This is a genomic window from Saliphagus sp. GCM10025334 (genome assembly GCF_042663485.1).
In the GTDB taxonomy this organism is placed as follows: Archaea; Halobacteriota; Halobacteria; order Halobacteriales; family Natrialbaceae; genus Natronosalvus.
On sequence record NZ_JBHTAF010000001.1, the window covers coordinates 739,709 to 762,927 of the forward strand.

The window sequence follows — 23,219 nt, forward strand, 5'->3', positions numbered from 1 at the left end:
CGCCGGTTCAGAGTTCGAACGTCTCGTCGCCCTCGAGAGCGACGACCTCTGCGCTGCTCCCCGCTGCTTTCACCTCGCGAGCGAAGTCGTCGGGATCCTGCTCGATCGGCGGGAACGTGTCGTAGTGCTGTGGCAGGGCGTAATCGACGTCGAGCCAATCGGCCGCGATGGCGGCCTGCCACGGCCCCATCGTGAAGTGGTCGCCGATGGGCAGCGCCGCAGCGTCGGGCTCGAGGTACGGGCCGATGACCTCCCGCATCTCGGTCATGAGGCCGGTGTCGCCGGCGTGGTAGAATGTCGTCGACTCCTCGTCTTCGACCTGGGTCGGTTTCGTGTCCGAGACGACGAATCCTCCCGGCATTCCCGCAGAGGCCTCGTAGTCAGTCATGATGCCGTTGGTGTGGTCGGCGCGGTGCATCGTGACGAAGGCGTCGCCGCACTCGACGGTCCCGCCGATGTTCATTCCCATGCCGCCAACGGCGTCCTCGAAGCCGAACTCGTCCTGGCAGTAGGAGACGAGTTCCGGGGTCGCCACGAGCGTGGCATCGGAAAAGGCGCCGGCGTCAGCGATGTGATCGGCGTGGCCGTGCGTGAGCAACACGTAGTCCGGCGTCTCGAGGTCGTCGGCCTCGAGGTCCGTCTTCGGGTTGTCGAAGAACGGGTCGATCAGCAGGTCGGTACTGCCGACGGTGACGTGCCACGTCGAGTGGCCGTGCCAGGTGAGCTCCATTGCGGGTCGACCTACTCGCGTTGTCGGCATAAAGGTGGGCGCAACCGTCTACCGGTTGGTTCCACTCGTCGACTGCGAATGCGTACGATCACCAATGTTTATGTGACAATGGGGTCGATAGTCGGTGACCGCACTGCTGACACACCACGCGGTCAAACCGATCAGGAAGACGGGGACTGCCGGTTCACGCGAACCGGGAGCGAAACACGGCGATGCCGTGTCTTTTATTGGCCTACTGTCGACGGACGATCGAGTCCCGCACGTGGGCCGAACGAGTACCACACACCGTCAATCATCAATCTTTACAGCGGTCGCCACGAGGGTACAGCGTATGCTCACCCTCTCGCTCGAGGACTTCACGATCGAACTCAAAGACGGCTCGGTGAAGAACGTCGGCCCGACGAACAAGTCCGCGACCGCGAAACTGTTCGACGTCTCCAGTGCGGAGGCCCGCGAGTTCGGCGACAAGCGCGTCAAACTCGTCTTCGAGGACGACGACGGGAACGAACTCCAGGCCGCGCTCTTTCCCGAGCACGCTCGCGCGATCGTCGACGACCTCGAGGCGCTCGAGGCGGAATCACCGGTCTTCGAGGAGTGATCGCGCCCGCGGCTATCGATTTCGGCGGCCGATTCGCGCCATCACGACGCGAGTGGATTTCGACAACCGTTTTAGGACGAACCTGCTTGTGAAAAGTAGATGGGTACCTGTATCATCTGTGGCAAACCCGTCGACGACCACGTGTGTGAGTTCCACGAGGAGGACGTCGCCTTCGAATTCGAAGGCACCTCCGCGTCGGAACTCGTCACCTCCCGGTACTACCGGGGTTCGGTCGACGGCTACGCTGACTTCGGTCTCTTCGTCGACATCGGAGACCACGTCACGGGTTTGCTCCATCGAAGCGAGCTGGATCGTCGCCTCGAGAGTCTCGATCTCGAGGCCGGCGACCCGGTCTACGTACAAGTATTGGACGTCAGAGACAACGGCAACATCGACCTCGGCTGGTCGATCCGCCAGGACGACCGCGAGTTCCGCGGGAAGGTCATCCAGACCCCCGAGGGCGACATCCTGCCGGACGAGCGAGCCGACGACGGTACCGAGTCCACTGACGAATCGAACGAGCCACGAACGAGGGATTCCGCCGAGGTGTCGGCCGACGCTGACACCGAGACGACGTTGACCGCCGACGAGCAATCGACACCGGCAGCTGCCGCTGCATCGACCTCGTCCTCGACCGACGCTGGTCACGGCTCGGACTCGAAATCGAGTTCGACTTCGACTTCGAGTTCAGACTCGAGTTCGACTTCGGGCTCAAGTGCCCACGCAGCAAGCGCGACCGAGGAAGCGACGCCCTCGACACCGCTCAACCGGACTACCATCGACACGATCGAGAATCAGGTCGGCTCCATCGTCCGACTCGAGGGCGAGATCACGGGCGTCCGCCAGACCAGCGGCCCGACGGTCTTCGAACTCAGCGACGAGACCGGCACCGTCGAGTGCGCCGCCTTCGAGGAGGCCGGCGTCCGCGCCTATCCCGCCGTCGAGATTGGCGACGTCGTCACTCTCGAGGGCGAGGTCGAACGTCACTACGGCGACCTCCAGATCGAAACGGAGACCCTCGAGGTGCTCGAAGGCGAGGACCGCGAGACCGTCACCGAGCGACTCGAGGACGCCATCGACCAGCAGGCCCGCCCGACCATCGTCGCCCCGCTCGTCGACGACCCGCTCGTCGAGACGCTCGAGGACGAAATCGTCGACGCCGCGACGGCCATCCGCCGTGCGGTCGTCGAGGCACGCCCCATCGTCGTCCGCCACAGCGCGACCGCCGACGGCTACGTCGCCGGCGCCGCCCTCGAGCGCGCCATCCTGCCGCTAATCGAGGAGAAACACACCCGCGACGACGCCGTCTACCACTACGTCGAGCGCCGACCGCTCGACGGCCACGTCTACGACATGGATGCCGCCACAGGCGACGTGACCTCGATGCTCGAGGCCCGCGACCGCCACGGCGAGCAGTTGCCGCTGATCGTGCTCGTCGACGCCGGGTCGACGACCGACTCGCTGGACGGCTTCGAACTGCTCGACATCTACGGCGCCGACCGACTCGTGATCGACGACAGTCGTGCCGACGCGGCGGTCGCCGATGCCGTGGACGTCGTGGTTTCGCCGTCGCTGACCGACGGTGACGCCAGTGACGACCGCTCGGCGATCACCACGAGCACGCTCGCCGCGAACGTCGCCGCCCACGTCAACGACGACGTGCGCGCCGACCTCGAGCACCTGCCCGCCGTGAGTTTCTGGGGCGACGTCCCGGAAGCCTACGCCAACCTGGCGGAAAATGCTGGCTACGACGCCGACGCCTGCGCCGAGCGACGGGAGGCCGTCGCCCTCGAGGCGTACTACCAGTCCTACAAGGACAAGCGCGAACTCGTCGCCGACTTGCTGTTCGATGGCGCCGGCGACGGCGACCTCGCGGCTCACGTCGCCGCCCAGTTCCGGGCCAAACTCGAGACGGAACTCGAGACAGCCCGGGAGAACATCGAGGTTCGCGACGTCGACGGTCGGTCGGTCGCCGTGATCGACACCGCGGCGTTCATCCACCGCTTCGACTTCCCGACGACGACGCTGTTGCTCGACGAACTCCACCGACGCGACGAGGAGTCGGTCACCCTCGGCGTCGGCGAGGACGAACTCTACGTGCGCTCGGACGACGACGTCGACGTCCGCGAACTCGGTTCGACACTCGAGACCATCGTCCCCGACGCTGGCATCACCGTCGTCGGCGGGCGCGACGGCTACGTCGAGTTCCTCTCTGGCGAACGCGAGGCCGTCCGCGAGGCGGCGCTCGAAGCGCTCGGCGAGACGCTCGCGTAAGTCAGTTTTTCTCGTCTCGTCCCGCCCGAGCGGTACCGAATACGAAAAGGGGTACAAATACTTGACTCGGTAAAATCCAGGTCGGATTCAGGGCCACGCCTAACGAACGCCAACTCTCTTCCAAAACCGGAACCTGAATCGAGCAATAGCTTCGCTCTGGCCCATCGTCGGGGGAAGACTAGAGTCGAAAACACGCTGATACGAACTGACGATTGGAGATTCAATTAGACGAAGACGTAGCCGTCGAATCGAAAAAACAGTCTACGTCGTATGCGTAGAGAGGGGCGATCTGTCAGAAACGACACCTAGAACAGCAAACTTTTAGGGTCACGGCGATATCCGGAAGCAATGGTTTCGCCTGGACCACCACCGGAACGTACGATAGCGGACGTCCAGGAGTTCTTCAGTCGAACCGATCAGCCATCGACACCAGTGTTCACCGAGGAAGTCGCCGAGGCGCTCGAGTGGCCCCCTCAAACCGTCCGTCACTGTCTGGAGGCCCTCGCTGAGCGGGGCGAAATTCAGACCAAACAGGGAGGCGACTCGAGTCGGATCTGGTGGAAGGCTGAGGAAAACGCTAACGACTCACACCAGGACGAAGCGCAGTTCAGCGCCCTCGTGAGTGCCGTCAAAGATTACGCGATTTTCATGCTCGATCCCGAGGGATCGGTCGTCACCTGGAACGAGGGAGCCGAGCAGATCAAGGGGTATTCCGAAGCGGAGATCACTGGCGAACACTTCTCGACGTTCTATACCGAAGACGATATCGCCGACGAGATTCCCGATCGCAATCTCGAAACCGCAGCGACAGCGGGTCGCGTCGAGGACGAGGGGTGGCGGGTCCGTAAGGACGGCTCGAGGTTCTGGGCAAACGTCACGATCACTGCCATTCGCGACAGCGAGGGCACCCTTCGAGGATTTACCAAGGTCACGCGTGACATGACCGAGCGTCGCGAGTACGAGCAGCAGCTAGAGGAGCAAGCTGAACGGCTCGAACAGCAGCGAGACGAGTTCAAGCGGGAACTCGACGACGTCTTCGAGCGAATTGACGACGCGTTCTACGCGCTCGACGACGAGTTCCAGTTCGAATACGTAAACGAGCGCGCCGAGGCGTTTTTCGCTACGTCGGAACGAGAACTTCTCGGGCGAAAACCCTGGGAGGTGCTCGACGTCGACGAATCCGACTCGCTCTTCGAGAAGTTCGAGACGACGATGGTCACCCAGGAACCGATGAGCTTCGAGCGGTACTCCGACCCACTGGGGATCTGGGCGATGGTCCGCGTATACCCCTCTGAGTCCGGTCTCTCCGTGTACTTCCGGGATATCACTGAGCGGAAGGAGCGCGAAAGAGAGCTCGAACTGACGCGCGAACTCCTGGAGAAGGCCGAACGCATCGCGGACGTCGGCGGCTGGGAGATCGACACCGACACTCGAGAGGTGTTCTGGACCGACCACCTCTTCGAGATTCTGGGGATACCTGACGGCGACGAACCACCGCTGGACGAAGCCCTCGACGTCTACCACGAGGAGGATCGATCGATCATCGAGCACGCCGTCGAGGAGGCACTCGACTCCGGCGAGTCGTTCGACGTGGAGGTTCGGTTCAGAACACCCGATGGCGAGGTACGCTGGCTTCACGTCAAGGGCGACCCCGACGTCGATGAGGGAGAAGTCGTCTTGCTCCGTGGCGCAGTCCAGGACATCACCGAGCGAAAAGAACGAGAGTGGGAACTCCAGCGCATCCGAGACCGGATGGAGTTCGCTCTCAATGCTACCGATTCGGTCGTCTGGGACTGGGACGTCGATGACGACGAAGCGTCGTTCTATCCCTCCGCAGAATCACTCTATGGGACGACAGTCGAAACGTGGGAGGAGTTCGTCGACATAATTCACCCGGACGATCGACAACGAGCACAACAGGGTATCGAGAAGGCTCTCGAAACAAGTGAGCCAAAGCACGAGGAGATTCGAATTATTCGAGACGGAAACGTACGGTGGATCGAAGCGCCTGGATACCCCGTACAGGATGATGACGGTTCGACCAGGGTGGTCGGTGTGGCTCGTGACATTACTGAACGAAAGACGTACGAACGCAAACTTCAGGAGTCGAACGAGCGCCTCGAGCAGTTCGCGTACGCGGTTTCTCACGACCTCCAGGAGCCGTTACGGATGGTCTCGAGTTATCTCCAGTTGATCGAGAATCGATATGCCGATGAGTTCGACGAGGACGGTGAGGAATTCATCGAGTTCGCGGTGGATGGTGCTGACCGGATGCGGTCGATGATCCAGGACTTACTGGAGTACTCCCGTATCCAGACGGAGGGCGATGCGTTCGAACCGGTGGAACTGGACGCAATCCTCGAGGACGTGTTGGCCGATCTCCAGTTTCAGATCGAAGAACACGACGCCAACGTCACGATTGCCGATCTCCCGGAGGTCGAGGGTGACGCGAGCCAGCTTCGCCAGTTATTCCAGAATTTGCTCGATAACGCTATCGAATACAGCGGTGACGAACCGCCACGCGTTCACATCTCGGCCACACGAGACGGTGACGAGTGGGTCGTGTCGGTCTGTGACGAGGGGATCGGAATCGACCAGGAGGATCAGAATCGAATTTTCGATGTATTCCAGCGACTTCATACGCAAGAAGAATACGCCGGTACGGGTATCGGACTCGCGCTTTGTAAGCGAATCGTCGAACGCCACGGCGGCGACATCTGGGTCGACTCGGAGCCGGACGAGGGAGCGACGTTTTCGTTGTCCATTCCGGTACCAGCCACTACCGAGTAGGTACCAGATAGAGCAGTGAACGCCTGGCGGTGGTGCGCAACGAGATGGTGCCATTTCACCGAACCGTACGGACACGAACCCTCATCGAGAGAAACGTCTTTTTACTGAGGGGACGCAGGCGTGTACATGGACGAGGATCTGTGGGAGCGATTTCGAGCGAACGCGACCGGAATCGCGTCAACGCTCGTCACCGGTCTCTGGCTCGGGTTGCTCGTTGGGGATATCGGCGACGACCTATGGCTCGCCGTGCTCATCGTCGGGTACGTCGGGATCGTTCCCGCGGTGTCGATGCTGTTCGACGACGATGAGGACGAAGCGGACGGATTGGACGAAATCGACGAAGTTGCTGAAGCTGACGAAACCGACGAAGCTGACGATGCGGGCTGGCTGAACGTCCCGGGCGAAACGGACGAAACCGCCACACACGAACCCAACCAACGACAACCCGGATCTCGAGCCCCGTCGTCAGAAGACCGAGCCAACGCGCTCGCGACGCTCCGAACCAGGTACGCCACCGGCGAGTTGACCGACGCGCAGTTCGAACACAAACTCGAGCGCTTGCTCGAGGTCGAGACACTCGAGGACGCCGAGGTCTGGGGGCGCGAACGCGACGAATCGACAGAGGAGGAGTCGGAACCGGGCGAACGGGAGCGATCGCTCGAGCGCGAGTAGTCGTTCGTCCGACGAGAATCAGCACCGAGGTCAGTCCTCGGCCTCGCCAGGCTCTCCCGATCGGTTCGCGCCCGTTTCGTATCGCCTCGAGTCGCCAGGATCGGGTGCTCGTTCGTCCCGGGTCCGTTCGGGCGGTCGCTCGAGCGCGTCGGGGTCGGGCCAGGTGACCCCCTCGACGAAGGGAACCCCGATGCGCTCGGCGGCGCGGGCGATCATGTGCGAGCCCGTCGGAATCGTCAGGAACAGAAAGAGGATGCCGACGAGCGCGGTCAGTCCCTCGGCGCCGGGACCGAAGTGGACGAAGCCGGCGAGGAACATCGAGGCGGTCCCGAGGGTCGTCGGCTTGCTCGTCGCGTGCATCCGGTTGTAGACGTTGGGCAATCGCAGGAGACCGATGGTGCCGACGGTCAGGAAGAACGTCCCGACGACGACCAGGCCGATCACGATCGTCGTTCGGATCACTCGATCACCTCCCCCTCGGTGAGGAACTTCGCGACCGCCACGGTCGCGATGAAGCCGATGATCGCCAGCACGAGGCTCACGGTGATGAACAGCCCACGGTCGGTCAGCAGAGCCGCGAGGACGGCGATTGCCACCACGTTCGTCGCGATAGCGTCGAGTCCGATGACGCGATCCGGTTCCGTCGGCCCGCGGATAACGCGATAACTCGCGAGCACGCACAGGATACCTGCGAGTACCAGCGCCGCGCGGACGGTCGTCTCGAGTGCGGCCGGCGGAGCGCTCGGTTGCGTGGCTGAGAGTACCTCGAGGAGGGCGGGGTCAGTCACGGGTATCGCCTCCGTTTCCGTTCTCCCGTTCGGCTCTGTCTGCGGCCTCGAGTTCGTCGGCCAACTCGTCCGCCGGCAGTTGGTTCACCGTCGAGGTCTCGTCGGCGCGCTCGTCGGGCGGGGTCGGTACGCTCGCCCGGGTGCCGCCGGAGACGACGATGTCTCGCGTCGGATCCTCGGGACCCGCTCGCTCGTCGAAGATCACGAGTGCGTACTCCTCCCACGTCCTGATCGTTCTGGCGATCGCCTCCGGGTCGCGGCCGTCGACCGCGTGGATGTAGAGCGCGTTCGTCTCGCCGTCGTAGTCGAGCGTGACGGTCCCCGGCGTGATCGAGACGCTGTTGGCGATGGTCGTGATCGCGAGGTCGGTCTCGACGCGAAGGGGGAACAGGAACACCTCCGGCTCGATCGGCATCGACGGCGAGAGGACGCGTTTCGTGACGTCGACGTTCGCCCGCAGGATCTCCCAGGTGAAGATCCCGAGGTACGAGAGGGCAGACGGAATCGCGCGAACGCTCCGCGGGACGTCGACCCACTCGTCGTAGAGCCGACGGAAGACGAACGCGACGGGGAACCCGACGGCGAGCCCCAGGAGCAGTTGTCCGAGGATGGCAGACGGCGTCAGGGTGACCCCGCGGACTAGCACCCACAGGAACGCGAAGACGACGCCGGCGAAGGGCCAGGTTCTGGTCCGCATCAGTGGTCACCCCCGGATCCCGTCTCGACTTCGTCGGCCGGATCGACGGCCTCGACGTAGGCGTCGGCGTCCAGTGCGGCCTCGGCCCCGGTCTCGGCGAAGGCGAAGACGGGCTCGAAGCCGACGCCCACAGCGACGATCGCGAGCGCGAGTGCGAGGAGGACGGCCACCTGCACGTGATCGGTCACGGCCGTCTCGACCGCCGTAGACGGCGGTCCCCAGAAGCACCGCGTCCACAGGCGTGTCGCGTACACGAGCGACAGCACCGATCCGGCGACGACCACGACCACGAGCCAGCCCGAGGCCGTTCGCGCGGCGACGTCGAAGACGAGGAACTTCCCGAAGAAACCCGACAGCGGCGGGATGCCGACGAGCGCGAGCGAACCGACGAAGAACGGGACCGCGATCGACGGACAGCGCCCGGCCAGGCCGCCCAGGTCGGCGAGGCGACTCGTTCCCGTCGCGGTCCGGACCGCCCCGACCGCGAGAAAGAGCAGCCCCTTCGCGAGGGTGTGGTTGAGCGCGTACACGAGCGCGGCGACGATGCCGAGCGTTCGGAGCCCCGGGACTGCCGCCGCGATGGCGACGGGGAGCGCGATGAACCCGACCTGGCCGATGCTCGAGTACGCCAGCACCGACTCGATGGAGCGGCCGCCGACGGCGCCAAGTCCGCCGACGACGATGCTCGCGGTGGCCATGGCGAACAGCGCCGCGCCGACGAAGACGAGCGGCGAGTCGCCAGCCAGCTCGAGGCCCGTGAACGGCACCGCGAGGGAGACGTCGACCGGCGCGTCGCCGACGACGGTGAACGAGAGCCGGATGATCGCGTAGATGCCGACCTTCTTCGTCGCCCCGGCGAGGAGGGCGGCGATCTGTGGCGGTGCGGCCTGGTAGGCCGACGGAATCCAGAACTGGAAGGGGACGAGTCCCGCCTTGATGGCGAAGACCGCGAGCAGGAGGCCGAAGAGGCCGACGACCGGCACGGGGTCGATGCCGTAGGCCGCCGGTTCCGCGAGGCGCCTCGAGAGGTCGGCCATGTTGAGCGATCCCGCCGTCGCGTACAGGCCGCCGACGCCAAGCAGGAAGACGGCGCTCGCGACGAGGTTGAGGCTGACGTACCAGAACGCGGCCCTGGTCTGGAGCGCGTTGCCGTCGTAGGCGACAAAGAGGTAACTGGCCATCAGCATCACCTCGAACCAGACGAACAGGTTGAACAGGTCGCCCGTGAGGAAGGCGCCGGTCACGCCCACCATCAGGAAGTGAAACAGCGGGAAGTAGTACCGGTGGCGGTCGAGGTCGGGCAACACGCGAATCGAGGAGAGCAGCGAGGCCATCCCGATCACGGCGACCATCGTCAGCATGAACGCCGAGAGGCCGTCGACGACCAGCGTAATCCCGAAGGGGGCGGGCCAGCCGCCGACCTGGTAGGTCGCGATCCCTGGAGCGTCGGGTGCGAGTACTAGGTACCAGTCGATTGCCACCACGGCGAGCAGGTACGCGAGCGCGCCGAAGAGGCTGACGCCGATCCGGCCGCGGTGCTGGCGACCGGAGAGCAGGCTGGCGACGCCGGTCACGAGGGCGATCAGGAGCGGGGCGACGACGAGTGTGGAGGCCGCGTCGGCCCCGATCGCCGCCGGTATCTGCGTCCAGGACGCGATCACACTCATCGCCGATCACCTGCCTCGTCCGCTTCGGCCAACTCGGCCAGCGCGAGCGTCCCGTGTTCCTGGTAAACCCGGTACGAGAGGAACAGGGCGAACGCCGTCATCCCGAAGCCGATGACGATGGCCGTCAACACGAGCGCCTGGACCAGCGGGTCGGTGACGCCCGATGGGGGTTCGCCATGGCCCGCCAGAACGGGCACTGCGTCGGGGCTAGCGGGGAGTATATTCCCCATCGCCAGCAGGTAGACGTTCGCCGCCTGGCTGAGCAGCGACAGCCCCCAGACGACGCGCACGAGGTCCTGCTGGAGCAGCAGGTACGTCCCGATGGCACACAGCGCACCGACGACGGTCGCGACGACGATGGCGGTCATTCGTCACCCACCACCGAGAGGATCGTCAGGAGGCCCCCAAGTACCACACAGAGGACTCCGAAGTCGAACGCCAGCGCGCTGGCGATCTCGACGTGGTGGTAGATCGGGACCCCCTCGAACTCGCGGAACGTCTGGCTGAGGAACGGATAGCCGAGAGCCATTGGGACCAGAGCACTGACGACGGCGATCGCCAGCCCGTACTCGAACAGCCGGCGGTAAGCGAGGACGACGCGGTCCCGCGAGGGCGGCTCGCCGGGTTCGACCTCGCGCCCGAGGACGCCGCGCTCGAGAAAGTCGAGGTCGAACGCGAGGTAGATGACGACGAAGGCGGTGGCCGCGAGGACGCCCCCGATGAAGCCACCGCCGGGGAGGTTGTGGCCCTCGACGAACAGCGACGCGGCGACGACGAGGATGATGGGGACCACGACGCGAGCGGTGGTCCGCATGATTACGGTGGTCATCGGTCGGCACCCCTCGAGTCGTCTATGTCCCTGTCTGTCTCCGATTCGTCAGTTTCCGCGTCCGTGTCCGTCCCCGTCCCTGTGTCAGCAGTTTCCGTGTCCGCGTCTGTCTCTGTATCGCCAGTTTCCTCGTCTGCGTCTGTCTCCCCGTCCATATCCGATTCACCAGTTGTCATGTAGAAACCCTGAGCGTCGCCCCCGAGCCCGCGCTCGAGGACGTCGACGTCGTCCGGATAGTCGTCCGCCTCGAGTCGCGCTCGCTTCGCCCGGTCGCCCGTCCGTTCGGTGTTCGAGCGCATCGTGATCAGGGTCGAAATCGAGATGGCCGCGAGCGCGACCACGACGAGTTCGCCGAGCGTGTCGAACCCGCGGAAGTCGACGAGCGTGACGTTGACGATGTTCGTCCCGCCGCCCTCCGGCACGGCCCACCCGATGTACTGGCGAGCGACGTCGCTGGTCCCGTCCGGACGGGCGCCGGTCGTCACGACGACGGTGACGAAGGCGGTCACGCCCACGAGCATCGAGAGGCCGACATCCCGAATCTCCCCCATCAGCGATCGCCCGGTCTCGACGTACTGGGGGACCTCCTCGATGACGAGCAAGAAGAGCACGAGGACCAGCGTTTCGACGACCAGCTGGGTCAACGCGAGGTCGGGCGCGCTCGCGAGGATGTAGAAGATCGCCAGCATGAATCCGAGGATCGAGAGCGTCAACACCCCTGAGACGTGGCTGCTGGCGACGGCGAGGGCGACGCTCGCCAGCACCGCGACGAGCAGGATCAGGGCGACCTCGAGGCGGACGTCCGTCCCGAGTTCGAACGGCGTGATCGCGCCGGTCGCGACGAAGCCGCCGAGGACGAGCGCGCAGATGCCGAGCAGCGTCCAAGTTGCGTACGTCCGGAGGAGGCCGTCGTGAACCGTCGCGTCGAGTCGGTCGGCCAGGACCTCGAGGCCGTCGACGGTGCCGTCGTACCAGCGCGACGGGTTGATAGCGCGCGTTCGGCCGACTAGTCCACTCGCTCCGCGCTGGAAGCGGTCGACGAAGGGGAACAGGCCGACGCCGAGGGCGATCGTCACCGCGCTCATGCCGACGGGAAGGCTGAGGGACGTGGGAAGCCCGACGTGCATCTCGTGGGGATCGGTCGCCGTCGCGTCGAAGCCCGCCTGGACGATCGCCCGGACGGCGAGGTCGGGGTCGACGCTGACGACGACGGCGAGCAGCGTCAGGACGGCCGGCGACGCGAGCAGCGGGATCGCCGGCCGGCCCGCGTGCTCGGGCGTCGAGACGCGATCGCCGAAGAAAATCGACAGGAACCGCAGCGAGTAGAGGACGGTGATCACGCTCCCGAAGACGGCAACCGCCGGGTAGATCCACTCGAGGGCACCGACGTCGTGGGAGGTGCCGACCTCGAGGACCGCCTCGAAGAGCAGTTCTTTCGAGTAGAAGCCGTTGAAGGGTGGGATACCGGCCATCGAGAGGGCAACGATGGTCGTCATTCCGGCCGTAATCGGCAGGTGGTGACGGAGCCCCCCAAGTTCCGAGAGGCGCCTGGTCCCCATCTGGTGGGCGACGATACCGGCAATGAGAAAGAGGGCGGCCTTGAACAGCGCGTGGTTGAGCAGGTGAAAGACCCCGGTTTCGGCCCCCAGATACGACGGGACGCCGAATCCGGCGATCATCAGGCCGAGGTGGCTGGCCGTCGAGTACGCGAGCAGTTCCTTGATGTCCGTCGACGCCAGCGCCAGAACCGCACAGACGACCATGGTCGTCAGGCCGAGGGTCACGAACAGGAGGAGCCACTCGGAGCCGACGAAGATCGGTCGAACCCGGCCGACGAAGTAGACGCCGACCTTGACCATCGTCGCGGAGTGTAAGAACGCCGAAACGGGCGTCGGCGCGGCCATCGCGTTCGGCAACCAGAAGTGTAGCGGGACCTGCGCGGACTTCGACGCCGCGCCGACGGCGATCAGGCCAAGAGCCGGGAGGAACAGCCCACGTTCGCGGAGGCCCGCCTCCATCGCGTCGGGGTTCTCGAGCATCACCGCGAGGTCGAACGCGGCGGTCGAGCCGATGACGTCACCGGCGACTAGCGAGAGGATGAGGAGACCGACCAGCAAGAACAGGCCGCCGCCGGCGGTGACGATCATGGCCATGCGGGCCGCTCGTGTCGAGCCCGGATCCGAGGTGTAGTAGCCGATCAGGAGGAACGACCAGACGCTCGTGAGTTCCCAGAAGACGAAGATTGCGATCAGGTCGGCCGCCAGCGCAACCCCGATGATCGAGCCCATGAACGCGAGCAACGCCCCGTAGTACCGGCTCAGGCCGTCGGCACCGCTGACGTACGCTGGGGAGTACGAGAAGACGAGTACGCCGATGCCGCTCGCGAGCAGGGCGAACAGCAACCCCCAGCCGTCGACGGTGAACCGGAGCGCGATATCGAGAGTGGGTATCCAGGCTAGCTCGACCGTCCCCGGATCGGTCGTCGCCGTCTCGTACTGGGTGGCGAGCAGACCGAACGAACAGAGGGCGACGAGGGCGCCGACGTACCCCGTTCGCTCCTCGAGGAAGCGAACGAATAGCGGGGCGAAGCCGGCAGCCAGAAAGGGGAGAAAAACCGCCGCGAGAACGACCGGCAGGTCGGGAGACATGCGATACGCCGACGATAAGACGAGGCCGTCCTTAAACGATTACCTTTCGGGTTTCGGCCCGTGGGTTTTGGGCTCGAGTACCGGCCCTGGGGAGTCCGACACGCTTATTCACGAACGGGCACCAGTACCTACCAGTGAGTACCGAGACGCCCGATCCGACCGACACCGACGCGTTCGAGCGCGCCTGCGAAACCCTCGTCGAGCGGCTGCTCGAGGGTGACATCGAACGCGAGGAGGTCGAGAAGGCCAAACTCGAGGTCTGTTCGGAGCACTCCGCACCGAAGGTGCCCAAGAACTCCGAACTCCTCGACTTCGCCCCCAGCGAACGCCGCGAGGACCTCGAGGACCTCCTCCGGCGCAAACCCGTCCGGACTGCATCGGGCGTCTCCCCCGTCGCGATCATGACCAGCCCCGAGCGCTGTCCCCACGGGAAGTGCCTCTACTGTCCCGGCGGGCCGGACTCGGAGTTCTCGAGTTCCCAGAGTTACACCGGCCAGGAACCCGCCGCCGCCCGCGGCGTCCAGAACGACTACGACCCCTACGGCCAGGTGACCCTGCGCCTCGAGCAGTTGCGCGAGATCGGCCACCCCGTCGACAAGGTCGAACTCATCCTGATGGGCGGGACGATGACCGCCCGCAGCCACGACTATCAGGAGTGGTTCGTCAAGCGCGCCCTCGAAGCGATGAACGACTACGACGTCGAGAAGGATCCGGAGCCAGCAGAGGGCGAGAGTTTCGCTCAGGACCGGGAAGACTACGAGTTCCGCTACCTCGAGGACGTGATCGCCGAGAACGAGACCGCGGACGTCCGCAACATCGGGACGACCTTCGAGACCAAGCCCGACTGGTGTGACCCCGAGCAGATCGACCGGATGCTCGATCTCGGCGGGACGAAGGTCGAGGTCGGCGTCCAGACCACATTCGAGCGCATCAACCGCGAGATGCACCGCGGCCACGGCACAAAGGACTCCATCGACGCCAACCGACGGCTCCGGGACTCGGCGTTCAAGGTCGGCTTCCACATGATGCCGGGTCAGCCCGGGATGAGCAAAGAGATGTGCCTCGAGGACTTCCGCGAGCTGTTCGAGTCGACCCAGTGGCGCCCGGACTACCTCAAGATCTACCCGACGCTCGTGGTGCGCGGGACGGCGACCTACGACTGGTGGCACAACGACGAGTACGAACCGCTGACGAATGAGGAGGCTGCCGACCTGGTCGCGGAGATCAAGGACATGATCCCCCGGTACACCCGCCTCCAGCGCGTCCAGCGCGACATTCCGGCGGACTTCATCGACGCCGGGGTCTGGAAGTCGAACCTCCGTCAACTCGCCCGCCAGCGGATGGACGAGCACGGCTGGACTTGCGACTGTATCCGCTGTCGGGAGGTGGGCATGAACGACGCCGAACCCGAAGAGATCGACCTCGACGTCATGACCTACGAGGTCTGTGGCGGCACCGAGCACTTCATCTCGATCGAGGACTTCGATCAGAACTTGCTGATCGGCTTTTGCCGGCTCCGGTTTCCGAATTCGCCCGTCAGGCCGGAACTCGAGAACGCGGCCCTCGTGCGCGAACTGCACGTCTACGGCAGCGAAGTGTCCGTCGGCGACGCGAGCGAGGGCGACCAGCATCAACACCAGGGCTACGGCCGCCGGTTGATGACCCGCGCCGAGGAACTGGCGGCCGACGCGGGCTACGACAAGATCAGCGTCATCTCGGGCATCGGTGCGCGAGAGTACTACCGAAACAAACTGGGGTACCACCAGGACGGGCCGTACGTGAGCAAGCGATTCTAGCTGGTTCGATCGTGCAGCGCTCAGTACTCAGTGCTCAGTGCTCGAACCCGGACTCGAGCGCGTGTCTCCCGATCCGCGACGCTCCGGGCGCGCTGCCGACTGCTTGAGCGCATTGCCGTCTGTTCTCCGGCCCTCGAGTACGTGTCGCTCCCTTTCTGACTCTCGAGCACGTGCCGTACCGACATTTATTAGCGCTCGCCGTCGAATCCACGTATGGCAATTCTCGTCGCCTACGACGGCTCGGACCCCGCACAGGAGGCGGTCGAACACGCAGTTCGCAAACACGACGACGAGGAGATTATCCTCCTGCGCATCGTCGAACTCGCCGACGGCTTCACGGGCGCCGGCTACAACCTCCTCAAAGAACAGTTCGAAGCGGACGAGGAGGCCCCCGAAGTCTCCGAAGAACTCAGACTGTTACTCGACGAGGAAGACGTCGAGTTCCGGATCGAGACCGCCGTTGGCGACCCCGCTCGAGAGATAGTCGAGTTCGCCGAGGACAACGCCGTGGACCACATTATCGTCGGCAGCCACGGCCGACAGGGCGTCTCGCGCGTTCTGCTCGGAAGCGTGGCCGAGAAGGTGGTTCGCCGAGCCCCGATGCCGGTAACCGTCGTTCGATAAGTGGTTGATCGACGAATCCCTGGAAGAGTCGAGTATTTATTCCATAACTATCAATTCTATACCATTGTCCTATCGGCCGATAATCCGCCACGGAGCCGAATCGATTGTTCGGTCGGCAATCCAAAACTGAGCCGCATCAATCGTCCGGCCGGAAACGGCGCAAGACCACCCACTGTCCCTGATCCGGCCAACGGAACGCTACTGATCCGTCTCCGACTCGAGCCACGCGATGACCTCCTCGGTGGGGATAAAGCCATCCGCGCGGCGGGCGACGGGTTCGCCGTCGACGAACGCGACCAGCAACGGCACGCTCCGGACGTCGAATCGCTCGATCAGTGGCGGGTCGTCCCGCGGATTGATCGTGCCGATGGCGACGTCGGTCGCGCGGGCCACGCCCCCGAGGACGGGGACCATCGCGTCGCACATCGAACACCCGGCGGTGTAGAACTCGACGAGTGCACGGTCGTGGTCCGCCACGAACGCCTCGAGGTCGGCCTCGTTCTCGAGGGAAACGGGGCGCTCGGAGGATCGGTCGGTCGCGCCGGCGTCCGCCGTCTCTGTCGGTGTGTCGCTCATAAGCGGCGTACGGCTCGAGGCTACGTTTGTCTTGTGCCGCCCGATCCCCGAGTATAATGCGTCCGTGTGACGGAAACCGGGCGTCGCGAATCCGTTCTCGTCGCGGCGACTTTCAGGCACTTTAATAGGGGTCGCTGAGTCCCCACGCTGTATGGAACGCGTTGACGTTGCGATCGTCGGCGGTGGGCCCGCGGGTGCGTCGGCGGCCGAACGGGCCGCCGCCCACGGCGCCGAGACGGTCCTGTTCGAACAGGGCGTCCCTCGAGAGGATCGAGAGGGCCTCGGTCCGGATTCGACCGACGCCGCGGGGATGCTCGACTACTGGATCGACATCATGGACTTCGACTACGAGGAGATTCCCGACGAGGTGATCCTCCGGGAACTTGAGGGCACGGAGTTCGTCGGTCCCACGACGAAGATCCGTCTCGAGACGACGGGCATGGAGGCCCGATACCCCAAGTTCGGCTACACCTTCCACCGCGCGCGGATGGACGACTGGCTCCACGAGCGTGCCGCTGACGCGGGGGCCGACATGCGCGTCGGGACGGGCGTCAAGAACCTCGAGAGCGACCTCTCGGGCGAGCCGGTCCACACCCTGACGCTCTCGAACGGCGACGAACTCGAGGCGAGCCACGTCGTCCTCGCCGACGGACCCCAGCGCCGCATCACGCTGAACGCGCTCGATCAATTTCTGGTGGGCAAGAGCGTCTCCGACCACCTCTCGCCCCCGAAGGCGAACCACATCGCCTACCAGCAGTACCGCGAGTTCCCCGAGGAACTGTTCGCCGAGTTCGAGGACACCCTCAAGTTCTGGTGGGGCTACATGCCCGGCGAGACCGCGTACCCGTGGATCTTCCCCAACGACGGCACCGTCGCCCGCGTCGGCCTGACGATGCCCATCGGGATGGACCTCGAGGATGTCGCTCACCCCGAATCGTACAAGCTCCTGCGGCCCTCGGACGACAAGATCCCGACCGGCGCGGAATATATCCGCCGTCTGCTCGAGCAAGAGTACGGTGACGAGTACGATATCGAGGAAGACATCCCGATCGTCGAGAATCGCGGGAAGTCGAAGGGGACCGAAACGTATCCGATCTCCTCGACGCGACCGATCGAGTCGCCGGTGGGAGCCAACATCGCCGTCGCGGGCGGCGCGATGGGGACGACCTCGGCCTTCCACGAAGGCGGCTACCACGTCGCCGTTCGCACGGGCAAGATCGCCGGGCGACTGGCGGCGACGGACAGCCTCGAGCACTACAACGAAGTCTGGAAGCGAGCGATCGGCGACGAACTCCTCCGGAACGTCGCCTTCGCGGACATCGTCAAGGACTACGAGCCGGACGACTGGGACTGGGCGTTCGACGTCATCAGCGGGATGCAGGGCTCGAGCAGCGGCGACGGACCCATCCTGGACAAGCGGCTCACGTCGGGCGTCGGCGGGGCGAAGATTCTGATGGCCTACCGGAGACGGAAATTCAAGTACCGGAACGGGAAGTACGTCCAGTTGCGCGAGGACGAGTACGTCTACTGATTTCGGGGACCGACGAGATCGGGGCCTCGAATACACGTGCAGACGGTGACAGCCGGCCGCGAACGTCGTGAGACGAACGAGAGACACCACGCTTTTTCACCTCCGGGACCGTTGCCTCGACCAGTATGTCCGTCGAACACGACGTGTTACCGTTCGTCGACAACCTGGTGTACGAGCCCGAACAGGTCCACGACCACGGCGTCGACCTCACGGTGGCCGCCGTCTACGAGGTCGCCGGACCCGGTCGCCTGGACTTCGGCGGCGACGAGCTCGAGGACGCCGACCTCGAGCCGATCGGTACGGAGCCGCGAAACCCGGACGACGAGTACGAGTGGTGGACCCTCGAGGGCGGCCAGTACGTCATCCAGTACAACGAGTTCCTGACGGGTGCCGAGGACGACGGACCACTGGTCCTCCAGCCCCGCCACGAGCTGCTGGCTCGAGGGGGGTCCCACCCGACCGTCCACGTGTTCTCCCACCTCCCGTTGCTCCCACTCTCGGTCCCGGCGGGCGGCATCCGGATCAAGGAAAACGCACGGGTCTCGACGTTGCTATCGCTCGGTTCGGGCGAGGGCTCGCGATCCGGTAGGACCGACGCTTCCGAACCGGTCGACGCTCGAGGGGACGTGGATCGCTAAAGAGCGAGCGTTACGATTCCGCCGTTCGAGCCGCCTCCACCAACGCCTCCACTCGCTCCCGTGAAACGGGATTCGTCGTCTCCCCACCTTCTTTCAGCGCTGTCCCGACGATCGCCCCGTCCGCGCCGACCGCAAAGGCGTCGTCAAGCGACTCGGGCGTGACGCCGCTGCCAACGAACACTGGCACTGGGACCGCCACCTCGCGGTCGACCGTCGATACCGCTTCGACCACTCGCTCGAGGTCCTCGAGCGACGTCGTCTGTCCGGTGCCAGCCCCAGAGACGATTAGCCCGTCGGCCCGTCCACGGACCGCCGTCTCGAGGGCGGTCTGTGCCAGCCCCGCCTCCCCGAGAGGCGTCGCGTGCTTGACGTCCACGTCCGCGAGGATGGCCACGTCGGCCTCGAGCCGGTCGCGAAGACGGAGGGTTTCGTGCGCTCGCCCCTCGACGATGCCCTGGTCCGTCGTCGCGGCGCCGACGTGGACGTTGACCCGGACGAACGACGCCCCCGCCGCGGCGGCGACCGAGAGAGCGGCCTCGGCGTCGTTTCGCAGGACGTTGACGCCGACCGGGACGTCGACCGCGCTCGTGATCGTCGTCGCCAGCGCACTCATTTCGGCGACGATGTGGTTCGGCACCTCGTCGGGGTAGAACGGCGAGTCGCCGAAGTTCTCGACGACGATGCCGTCGACGCCGCCGGCCTCGAGCATGGCGGCGTCCTCGAGCGCGCGGGTTCGAATCGCCTCGCGGCTTCCCTCGTAGCCCGGCGATCCGGGGAGCGCCGGAAGGTGGATCATGCCGAGGATGGGACGGTCGGTTCCGAAGGCGTCGCGGTGATTCCAGTCCATACGCGTGGTGCTCGGTTGAACCGTATTATTGTTGGGAGGAACAGTTCGCGTCTCGCGTTCCACGGGCACCAATGGCACAGAAAGTATAGTAAAGTGATACACTCCGAGTTTCCCGGACGACGTTCCCTCGAAAGAACCGGTGACGAACCCAGGTCATTCAACGCGAATCCTCGATTGCGGCAAGGACGTCGCCCGTCGGGTCGGTTTTCCGCCTCGAGTCCGTCTCTTCGCTCGATGACGAACCTGTTCTCGCCACTGCGGCTTCGCGACCTCGAGATTCCCAACCGCATCGCCGTCTCGCCGATGTGCCAGTACTCCTCGCCGAACGACGGCCTGGCGCGAGAGTGGCACCGCGTCCACCTCGGCAGTCGGGCCGTCGGCGGGGCGGGGCTGGTGATGGCCGAGGCGACGGCCGTCGAGGCCCGCGGGCGTATCTCGACGCACGATCTGGGCATCTGGAGCGATGCCCACGCGGAGGCGCTCGAGCCAGTCACCTCGTTCCTGAAGTCGCAGGGATCGGTGCCGGCGATCCAGCTCGCCCACGCCGGCCACAAGGCCAGCAAGAACCAGCCCTGGGAGGGGAACGTCCCCGTCCCGCTCGAAGACGGCGGCTGGGAAGTCCTGTCGCCCTCGCCCGAGGCGTACCCGTTCGAAAACGAGCCCGAAGAAATGCGACGGGCCACCACGGAGGACGTCGAGGCCGTGATCGATGCCTTCTGCGAGAGTGCGAAACGGTCGCTCGCGGCCGGTTTCGAGGTAGTCGAGGTGCACGCCGCCCACGGCTACCTGCTCCACCAGTTCCTCTCGCCGGTGACGAACCGCCGCGAGGACGACTACGGCGGCAGTTTCGAGAACCGAACCCGGATCGTCCGGGAGGCGACCGCCGCGGTACGAGAGGTGTGGCCCGACGACCGTCCCGTACTCGTCCGCATCTCTGGCACCGACTGGCTCCCCGACCGGGACTCGTGGGACCTCGAGCAGTCGAAGCGCCTCGCCCGGGACCTGGTGGACCTCGGCGTCGACCTGATCGACGTCAGCTCCGGCGGCGTTCACCCCGACCAGCAGGCACCGTCGGGACCGAACTACCAGGTGCCCCTCGCGGAGGGGATCGACGAGGCCGTCGGCGACGACGTCGCGGTAGGCGCAGTCGGCGGCATCACCCAGGCCGAGCAGGCCGACGCCCTCGTGCGAAACGAGCGCGCCGACCTGGTGCTCGTCGCTCGCGAGTTCCTGCGCGATCCGTACTTCCCGCTCCGGTGGGCCGACGACCTGGGGCTCGAGGGGCCCGAGTGGCCGGTGCAGTACCGGCGGGCCGTCGGCAAGTGATCACGGTCGAGCCCTCTCCACCCCTCAATCGGTCGGCTGACCGACCTCGAGTCCCTCCCGTGAGCCCTCGGTGATCGGGAACCCGTCGTCGCCTCGCGGGGCGTGAACCCGCTGGGGGAAGGGAATCTCGATTCCCTCCCGTTCGAATCGTTCCGTCACCGCCTGGATGGCCGCCGTCTGGGCATCGAGCTGGCGACGTCTCGTCGGATCACCGATCCAGAGCTGGAGTTCGAGCACGATCGCCGAATCGCCGAACCGTCTGGCGACGACCTGCGGATCCGGGCTCGTTCGGATTTCCTCGAGGTCTTCGACGGCGTCGATGACGACCGCTCGCGCCCGCTCGAGGTCGGTATCGTAGTCGACGCCGATCTCGACGTCGACGCGAAGCTGGTCGTTCTCGGAGTAGTTGATCAGCTGGCTGTCGGTGATCTCGTCGTTCGGCACGAGGACGTGTTTCTCGGTGAACGTCTGTATTTTCGTGGTGAAGATGGTCACGTCGGTGACGATCCCAGTCGTGTCGTTGACTTCGATCCAGTCGCCGACGCGAAACGGTCGCGAGAAGAGCAGGATGAATCCGGCGAGCATCGCGGCGAGCGTTTGACGGGCGGTGAGCGCGACGATCGCGGTGACCGCGCCGGCCCCGATGAAGATGTTGGTGAGGTCTACGCCCCAGATGGTGAGGATGAGCGAGGCAGTCCCGAGCACGATCGCGACGTCGGTGACGTGATAGGCGACTTCGCGCTGGTGGGTCGTGATCGCGTCGGTCTCGCTGAGTTTGTCGATCGAGCGGTTGACGAACCGGATCGCCAGGTACGCGACGGCCACTAGCGCCACGGTAACGAGTTGGTGGGCAGCCGTGAATCGATCGACCTGGACCGTCTCGAGCGTGTACGCCAGCACGTAGGTGACGTGCCAGACGACGCTGAGCGCGTAGACGGAGCCGGCGACGAGCACGCCTATCGCCGCGACGGTCGTCGCTTCGGCGACCTGGACGCCGTAGCGGCGTCGAAGGGAGGGGTAGCCCAGGCGGGCGATCCAGAACCCGAGAACGACTCCGAGTACGATGCCGACGGTCGCCAGCACCTGTGCCTCGAGCGTCGAGAGGTACGTCTCCTGGATGGAGGGAAGCGGCCCTGGGCGAAGTGCCTGGAGCGGGCGGACAGCGGCGACCACGACCATACGGACGGCGCCTATGGTTTCGACGGCATAAGGAGCGCGGCCGGCAGTCTCAACGTCGGCGGCGACGGTGACGGGACGACGGTCCGAGACCCGATCAGTCGTCGGTCCACTTGATCGAACAGCCTCGAGCGGGTTGCCACTCGAGGTCGACGGACTCTCCGGCGATGACGGACTCGATCGCCTCCCGAATGTAGAATCGACTGGGGTCGTCGTCGGGGTTCGGCGCGTCGTCGAGGCGACCCTGGTAGACCAGCCTGAACTCCTCGCCGTCGTTCTCGAAGAGGAACGGGTCCGGCGTGCAGACGGCGCCGTAGGCCGTCGCGACAGCCTGGGTCCGGTCCCGGAGGTAGGCGTCGTAAGCGATCGTTCCGTCCTCGACGAGTTCCTGCATCCGGTCGAAGGAGTCCTCGGGGTACTCCTCGGCGTCGTTTGGGTTGATCCCGACGACCGCCACGTCGTCGTACTCGGCGGCGAGGTCGTTGAGCAGGCCGATCTTCGCCTTCGCGTACGGGCAGTGGTTGCAGGTGAAGACGACCAGCAGGGCTTCGACGTCGGCGAAGGACTCGAGCGTGTAGGTCTCGCCGTCGACGCCCTCGAGTTCGAACGTCGGCGCGGGGTCGCCGGCCTCGAGTTCGCTCTCGGATTCTTTCATGACCATAGGGGAGTGTGCAACCGTATCCTCCTTAAGCGCCCCGTTCCCGAGTTCAGATGTCGAAGAAGATTAGCAGACCAAACAGCGTCACGGCGATGCCTATCGCGCGAGTGACCGCGACCTTCCAGTCGGCCGGCTCTACGCTGGACCAGGAGCGTTTGCTGCCGATGGAGTCCATCTGCTCTTCGAACCCGGCGAGTTTGTAGGGCCAGAGTGCTCCGGCGAGCCCGATCGCGATGACGAGCGTTCCCAGTATCGGGTTGACCATACCCGACCGTTCAGGTTTGCCGTCATATATTTTCTGATAGCTGTAGAGTGAGAGGATCGAAACTGGGCTCGAGGGCCAATTCCGCGGCC

At 65.1% G+C, this 23,219-nt stretch carries 22 protein-coding genes; 9 read left to right on the plus strand and 13 right to left on the minus strand.

From position 1 onward, the window contains the following. Nucleotides 1-7: 7 nt before the first annotated feature. On the minus strand, nt 8-730 hold the full coding sequence (locus ACFQO4_RS03395) for a metal-dependent hydrolase (protein ID WP_500259573.1): 723 nt from the start codon (nt 728-730) through the stop codon (nt 8-10). 331 nt (nt 731-1,061) lie between these two features. Here ACFQO4_RS03395 and ACFQO4_RS03400 point away from each other — a divergent pair, with 331 nt between their 5' ends. From ACFQO4_RS03400 to ACFQO4_RS03415, 4 genes are all read left to right on the plus strand, one after another. Then, nucleotides 1,062-1,328 (plus strand): hypothetical protein, encoded by a 267-nt coding sequence (locus ACFQO4_RS03400; RefSeq protein WP_500259574.1) that lies wholly within the window; start codon nt 1,062-1,064, stop codon nt 1,326-1,328. Between the two features lie 99 nt (nt 1,329-1,427). Beyond that, nucleotides 1,428-3,602: a DHH family phosphoesterase gene (locus tag ACFQO4_RS03405; protein WP_500259575.1), complete on the plus strand. Its 2,175-nt coding sequence runs from the start codon at nt 1,428-1,430 to the stop codon at nt 3,600-3,602. 348 nt (nt 3,603-3,950) lie between these two features. Next, nucleotides 3,951-6,392, plus strand: coding sequence for a PAS domain-containing sensor histidine kinase (locus tag ACFQO4_RS03410; RefSeq protein ID WP_500259576.1), 2,442 nt, complete (start codon nt 3,951-3,953; stop codon nt 6,390-6,392). 126 nt (nt 6,393-6,518) lie between these two features. Then, a complete protein-coding gene (locus ACFQO4_RS03415; RefSeq protein ID WP_500259577.1) occupies nt 6,519-7,064 on the plus strand; it encodes an SHOCT domain-containing protein in 546 nt (181 codons plus the stop codon). A gap of 30 nt (nt 7,065-7,094) precedes the next feature. On the opposite strand, the gene mnhG is transcribed toward ACFQO4_RS03415, so the two are convergent. From mnhG to mbhE, 7 genes are read right to left on the minus strand one after another with little or no spacing between them, the layout of a single operon-like run. Beyond that, the gene (gene mnhG / locus ACFQO4_RS03420; RefSeq protein ID WP_500259578.1) at nt 7,095-7,526 is read right to left on the minus strand and encodes a monovalent cation/H(+) antiporter subunit G; all 432 of its coding nucleotides are present in this window, start codon (nt 7,524-7,526) and stop codon (nt 7,095-7,097) included. Then, on the minus strand, nt 7,523-7,852 hold the full coding sequence (locus ACFQO4_RS03425) for an MrpF/PhaF family protein (protein ID WP_500259579.1): 330 nt from the start codon (nt 7,850-7,852) through the stop codon (nt 7,523-7,525). The genes mnhG and ACFQO4_RS03425 overlap by 4 nt, the downstream gene beginning before the upstream one ends. Continuing rightward, entirely contained in the window at nt 7,845-8,549 is a 705-nt protein-coding gene (locus ACFQO4_RS03430; RefSeq protein ID WP_500259580.1) for a Na+/H+ antiporter subunit E, read from the minus strand. The genes ACFQO4_RS03425 and ACFQO4_RS03430 overlap by 8 nt, the downstream gene beginning before the upstream one ends. Continuing rightward, nucleotides 8,549-10,216 (minus strand): complex I subunit 5 family protein, encoded by a 1,668-nt coding sequence (locus ACFQO4_RS03435; RefSeq protein ID WP_500259581.1) that lies wholly within the window; start codon nt 10,214-10,216, stop codon nt 8,549-8,551. Before ACFQO4_RS03435 ends, ACFQO4_RS03430 begins: the two co-directional genes overlap by 1 nt. Continuing rightward, entirely contained in the window at nt 10,213-10,584 is a 372-nt protein-coding gene (locus ACFQO4_RS03440) for a sodium:proton antiporter (RefSeq protein WP_500259582.1), read from the minus strand. Before ACFQO4_RS03440 ends, ACFQO4_RS03435 begins: the two co-directional genes overlap by 4 nt. Beyond that, nucleotides 10,581-11,045, minus strand: coding sequence for an MnhB domain-containing protein (locus tag ACFQO4_RS03445; protein ID WP_500259583.1), 465 nt, complete (start codon nt 11,043-11,045; stop codon nt 10,581-10,583). The genes ACFQO4_RS03440 and ACFQO4_RS03445 overlap by 4 nt, the downstream gene beginning before the upstream one ends. Further along, the gene (gene mbhE / locus ACFQO4_RS03450) at nt 11,042-13,693 is read right to left on the minus strand and encodes a hydrogen gas-evolving membrane-bound hydrogenase subunit E (protein ID WP_500259584.1); all 2,652 of its coding nucleotides are present in this window, start codon (nt 13,691-13,693) and stop codon (nt 11,042-11,044) included. The genes ACFQO4_RS03445 and mbhE overlap by 4 nt, the downstream gene beginning before the upstream one ends. Nucleotides 13,694-13,827: 134 nt before the next feature. Between mbhE and ACFQO4_RS03455 the strand changes: the two genes are divergently transcribed. Further along, nucleotides 13,828-15,489, plus strand: a complete 1,662-nt coding sequence (locus tag ACFQO4_RS03455) for a tRNA uridine(34) 5-carboxymethylaminomethyl modification radical SAM/GNAT enzyme Elp3 (RefSeq protein WP_500259585.1) — start codon at nt 13,828-13,830, stop codon at nt 15,487-15,489. Between the two features lie 213 nt (nt 15,490-15,702). Continuing rightward, nucleotides 15,703-16,113 carry a universal stress protein gene (locus ACFQO4_RS03460; protein WP_500259586.1) on the plus strand — a complete coding sequence of 137 codons (411 nt, stop codon included), beginning with the start codon at nt 15,703-15,705 and terminating at the stop codon, nt 16,111-16,113. Nucleotides 16,114-16,311: 198 nt separating this feature from the next. Here the strand turns inward: ACFQO4_RS03460 and ACFQO4_RS03465 are convergent, their stop codons facing one another. Then, nucleotides 16,312-16,689, minus strand: a complete 378-nt coding sequence (locus tag ACFQO4_RS03465) for a thioredoxin family protein (RefSeq protein WP_500259587.1) — start codon at nt 16,687-16,689, stop codon at nt 16,312-16,314. A gap of 151 nt (nt 16,690-16,840) precedes the next feature. On the opposite strand from ACFQO4_RS03465, the gene ACFQO4_RS03470 reads away from it, so the two are divergent. After that, nucleotides 16,841-18,220, plus strand: coding sequence for an NAD(P)/FAD-dependent oxidoreductase (locus ACFQO4_RS03470; protein WP_500259588.1), 1,380 nt, complete (start codon nt 16,841-16,843; stop codon nt 18,218-18,220). Nucleotides 18,221-18,345: 125 nt separating this feature from the next. Continuing rightward, nucleotides 18,346-18,858 carry a dCTP deaminase/dUTPase family protein gene (locus tag ACFQO4_RS03475; RefSeq protein ID WP_500259589.1) on the plus strand — a complete coding sequence of 171 codons (513 nt, stop codon included), beginning with the start codon at nt 18,346-18,348 and terminating at the stop codon, nt 18,856-18,858. Nucleotides 18,859-18,868: 10 nt separating this feature from the next. On the opposite strand, the gene ACFQO4_RS03480 is transcribed toward ACFQO4_RS03475, so the two are convergent. Next, entirely contained in the window at nt 18,869-19,705 is an 837-nt protein-coding gene (locus tag ACFQO4_RS03480; RefSeq protein ID WP_500259590.1) for a BtpA/SgcQ family protein, read from the minus strand. A 234-nt stretch (nt 19,706-19,939) separates the two neighbouring features. On the opposite strand from ACFQO4_RS03480, the gene ACFQO4_RS03485 reads away from it, so the two are divergent. Beyond that, nucleotides 19,940-21,031, plus strand: coding sequence for an NADH:flavin oxidoreductase/NADH oxidase (locus ACFQO4_RS03485; RefSeq protein WP_500259591.1), 1,092 nt, complete (start codon nt 19,940-19,942; stop codon nt 21,029-21,031). Between the two features lie 24 nt (nt 21,032-21,055). Here the strand turns inward: ACFQO4_RS03485 and ACFQO4_RS03490 are convergent, their stop codons facing one another. The 3 genes from ACFQO4_RS03490 to ACFQO4_RS03500 all read right to left on the minus strand — a co-directional run bounded on the left by ACFQO4_RS03490 (nt 21,056) and on the right by ACFQO4_RS03500 (nt 23,130). After that, nucleotides 21,056-22,210, minus strand: a complete 1,155-nt coding sequence (locus ACFQO4_RS03490; RefSeq protein ID WP_500259592.1) for a mechanosensitive ion channel family protein — start codon at nt 22,208-22,210, stop codon at nt 21,056-21,058. Between the two features lie 94 nt (nt 22,211-22,304). Next, nucleotides 22,305-22,868 carry a thioredoxin family protein gene (locus ACFQO4_RS03495; RefSeq protein WP_500259593.1) on the minus strand — a complete coding sequence of 188 codons (564 nt, stop codon included), beginning with the start codon at nt 22,866-22,868 and terminating at the stop codon, nt 22,305-22,307. A gap of 46 nt (nt 22,869-22,914) precedes the next feature. Further along, nucleotides 22,915-23,130 carry a DUF6199 family natural product biosynthesis protein gene (locus ACFQO4_RS03500; protein ID WP_500259594.1) on the minus strand — a complete coding sequence of 72 codons (216 nt, stop codon included), beginning with the start codon at nt 23,128-23,130 and terminating at the stop codon, nt 22,915-22,917. Nucleotides 23,131-23,219 lie beyond the last annotated feature (89 nt).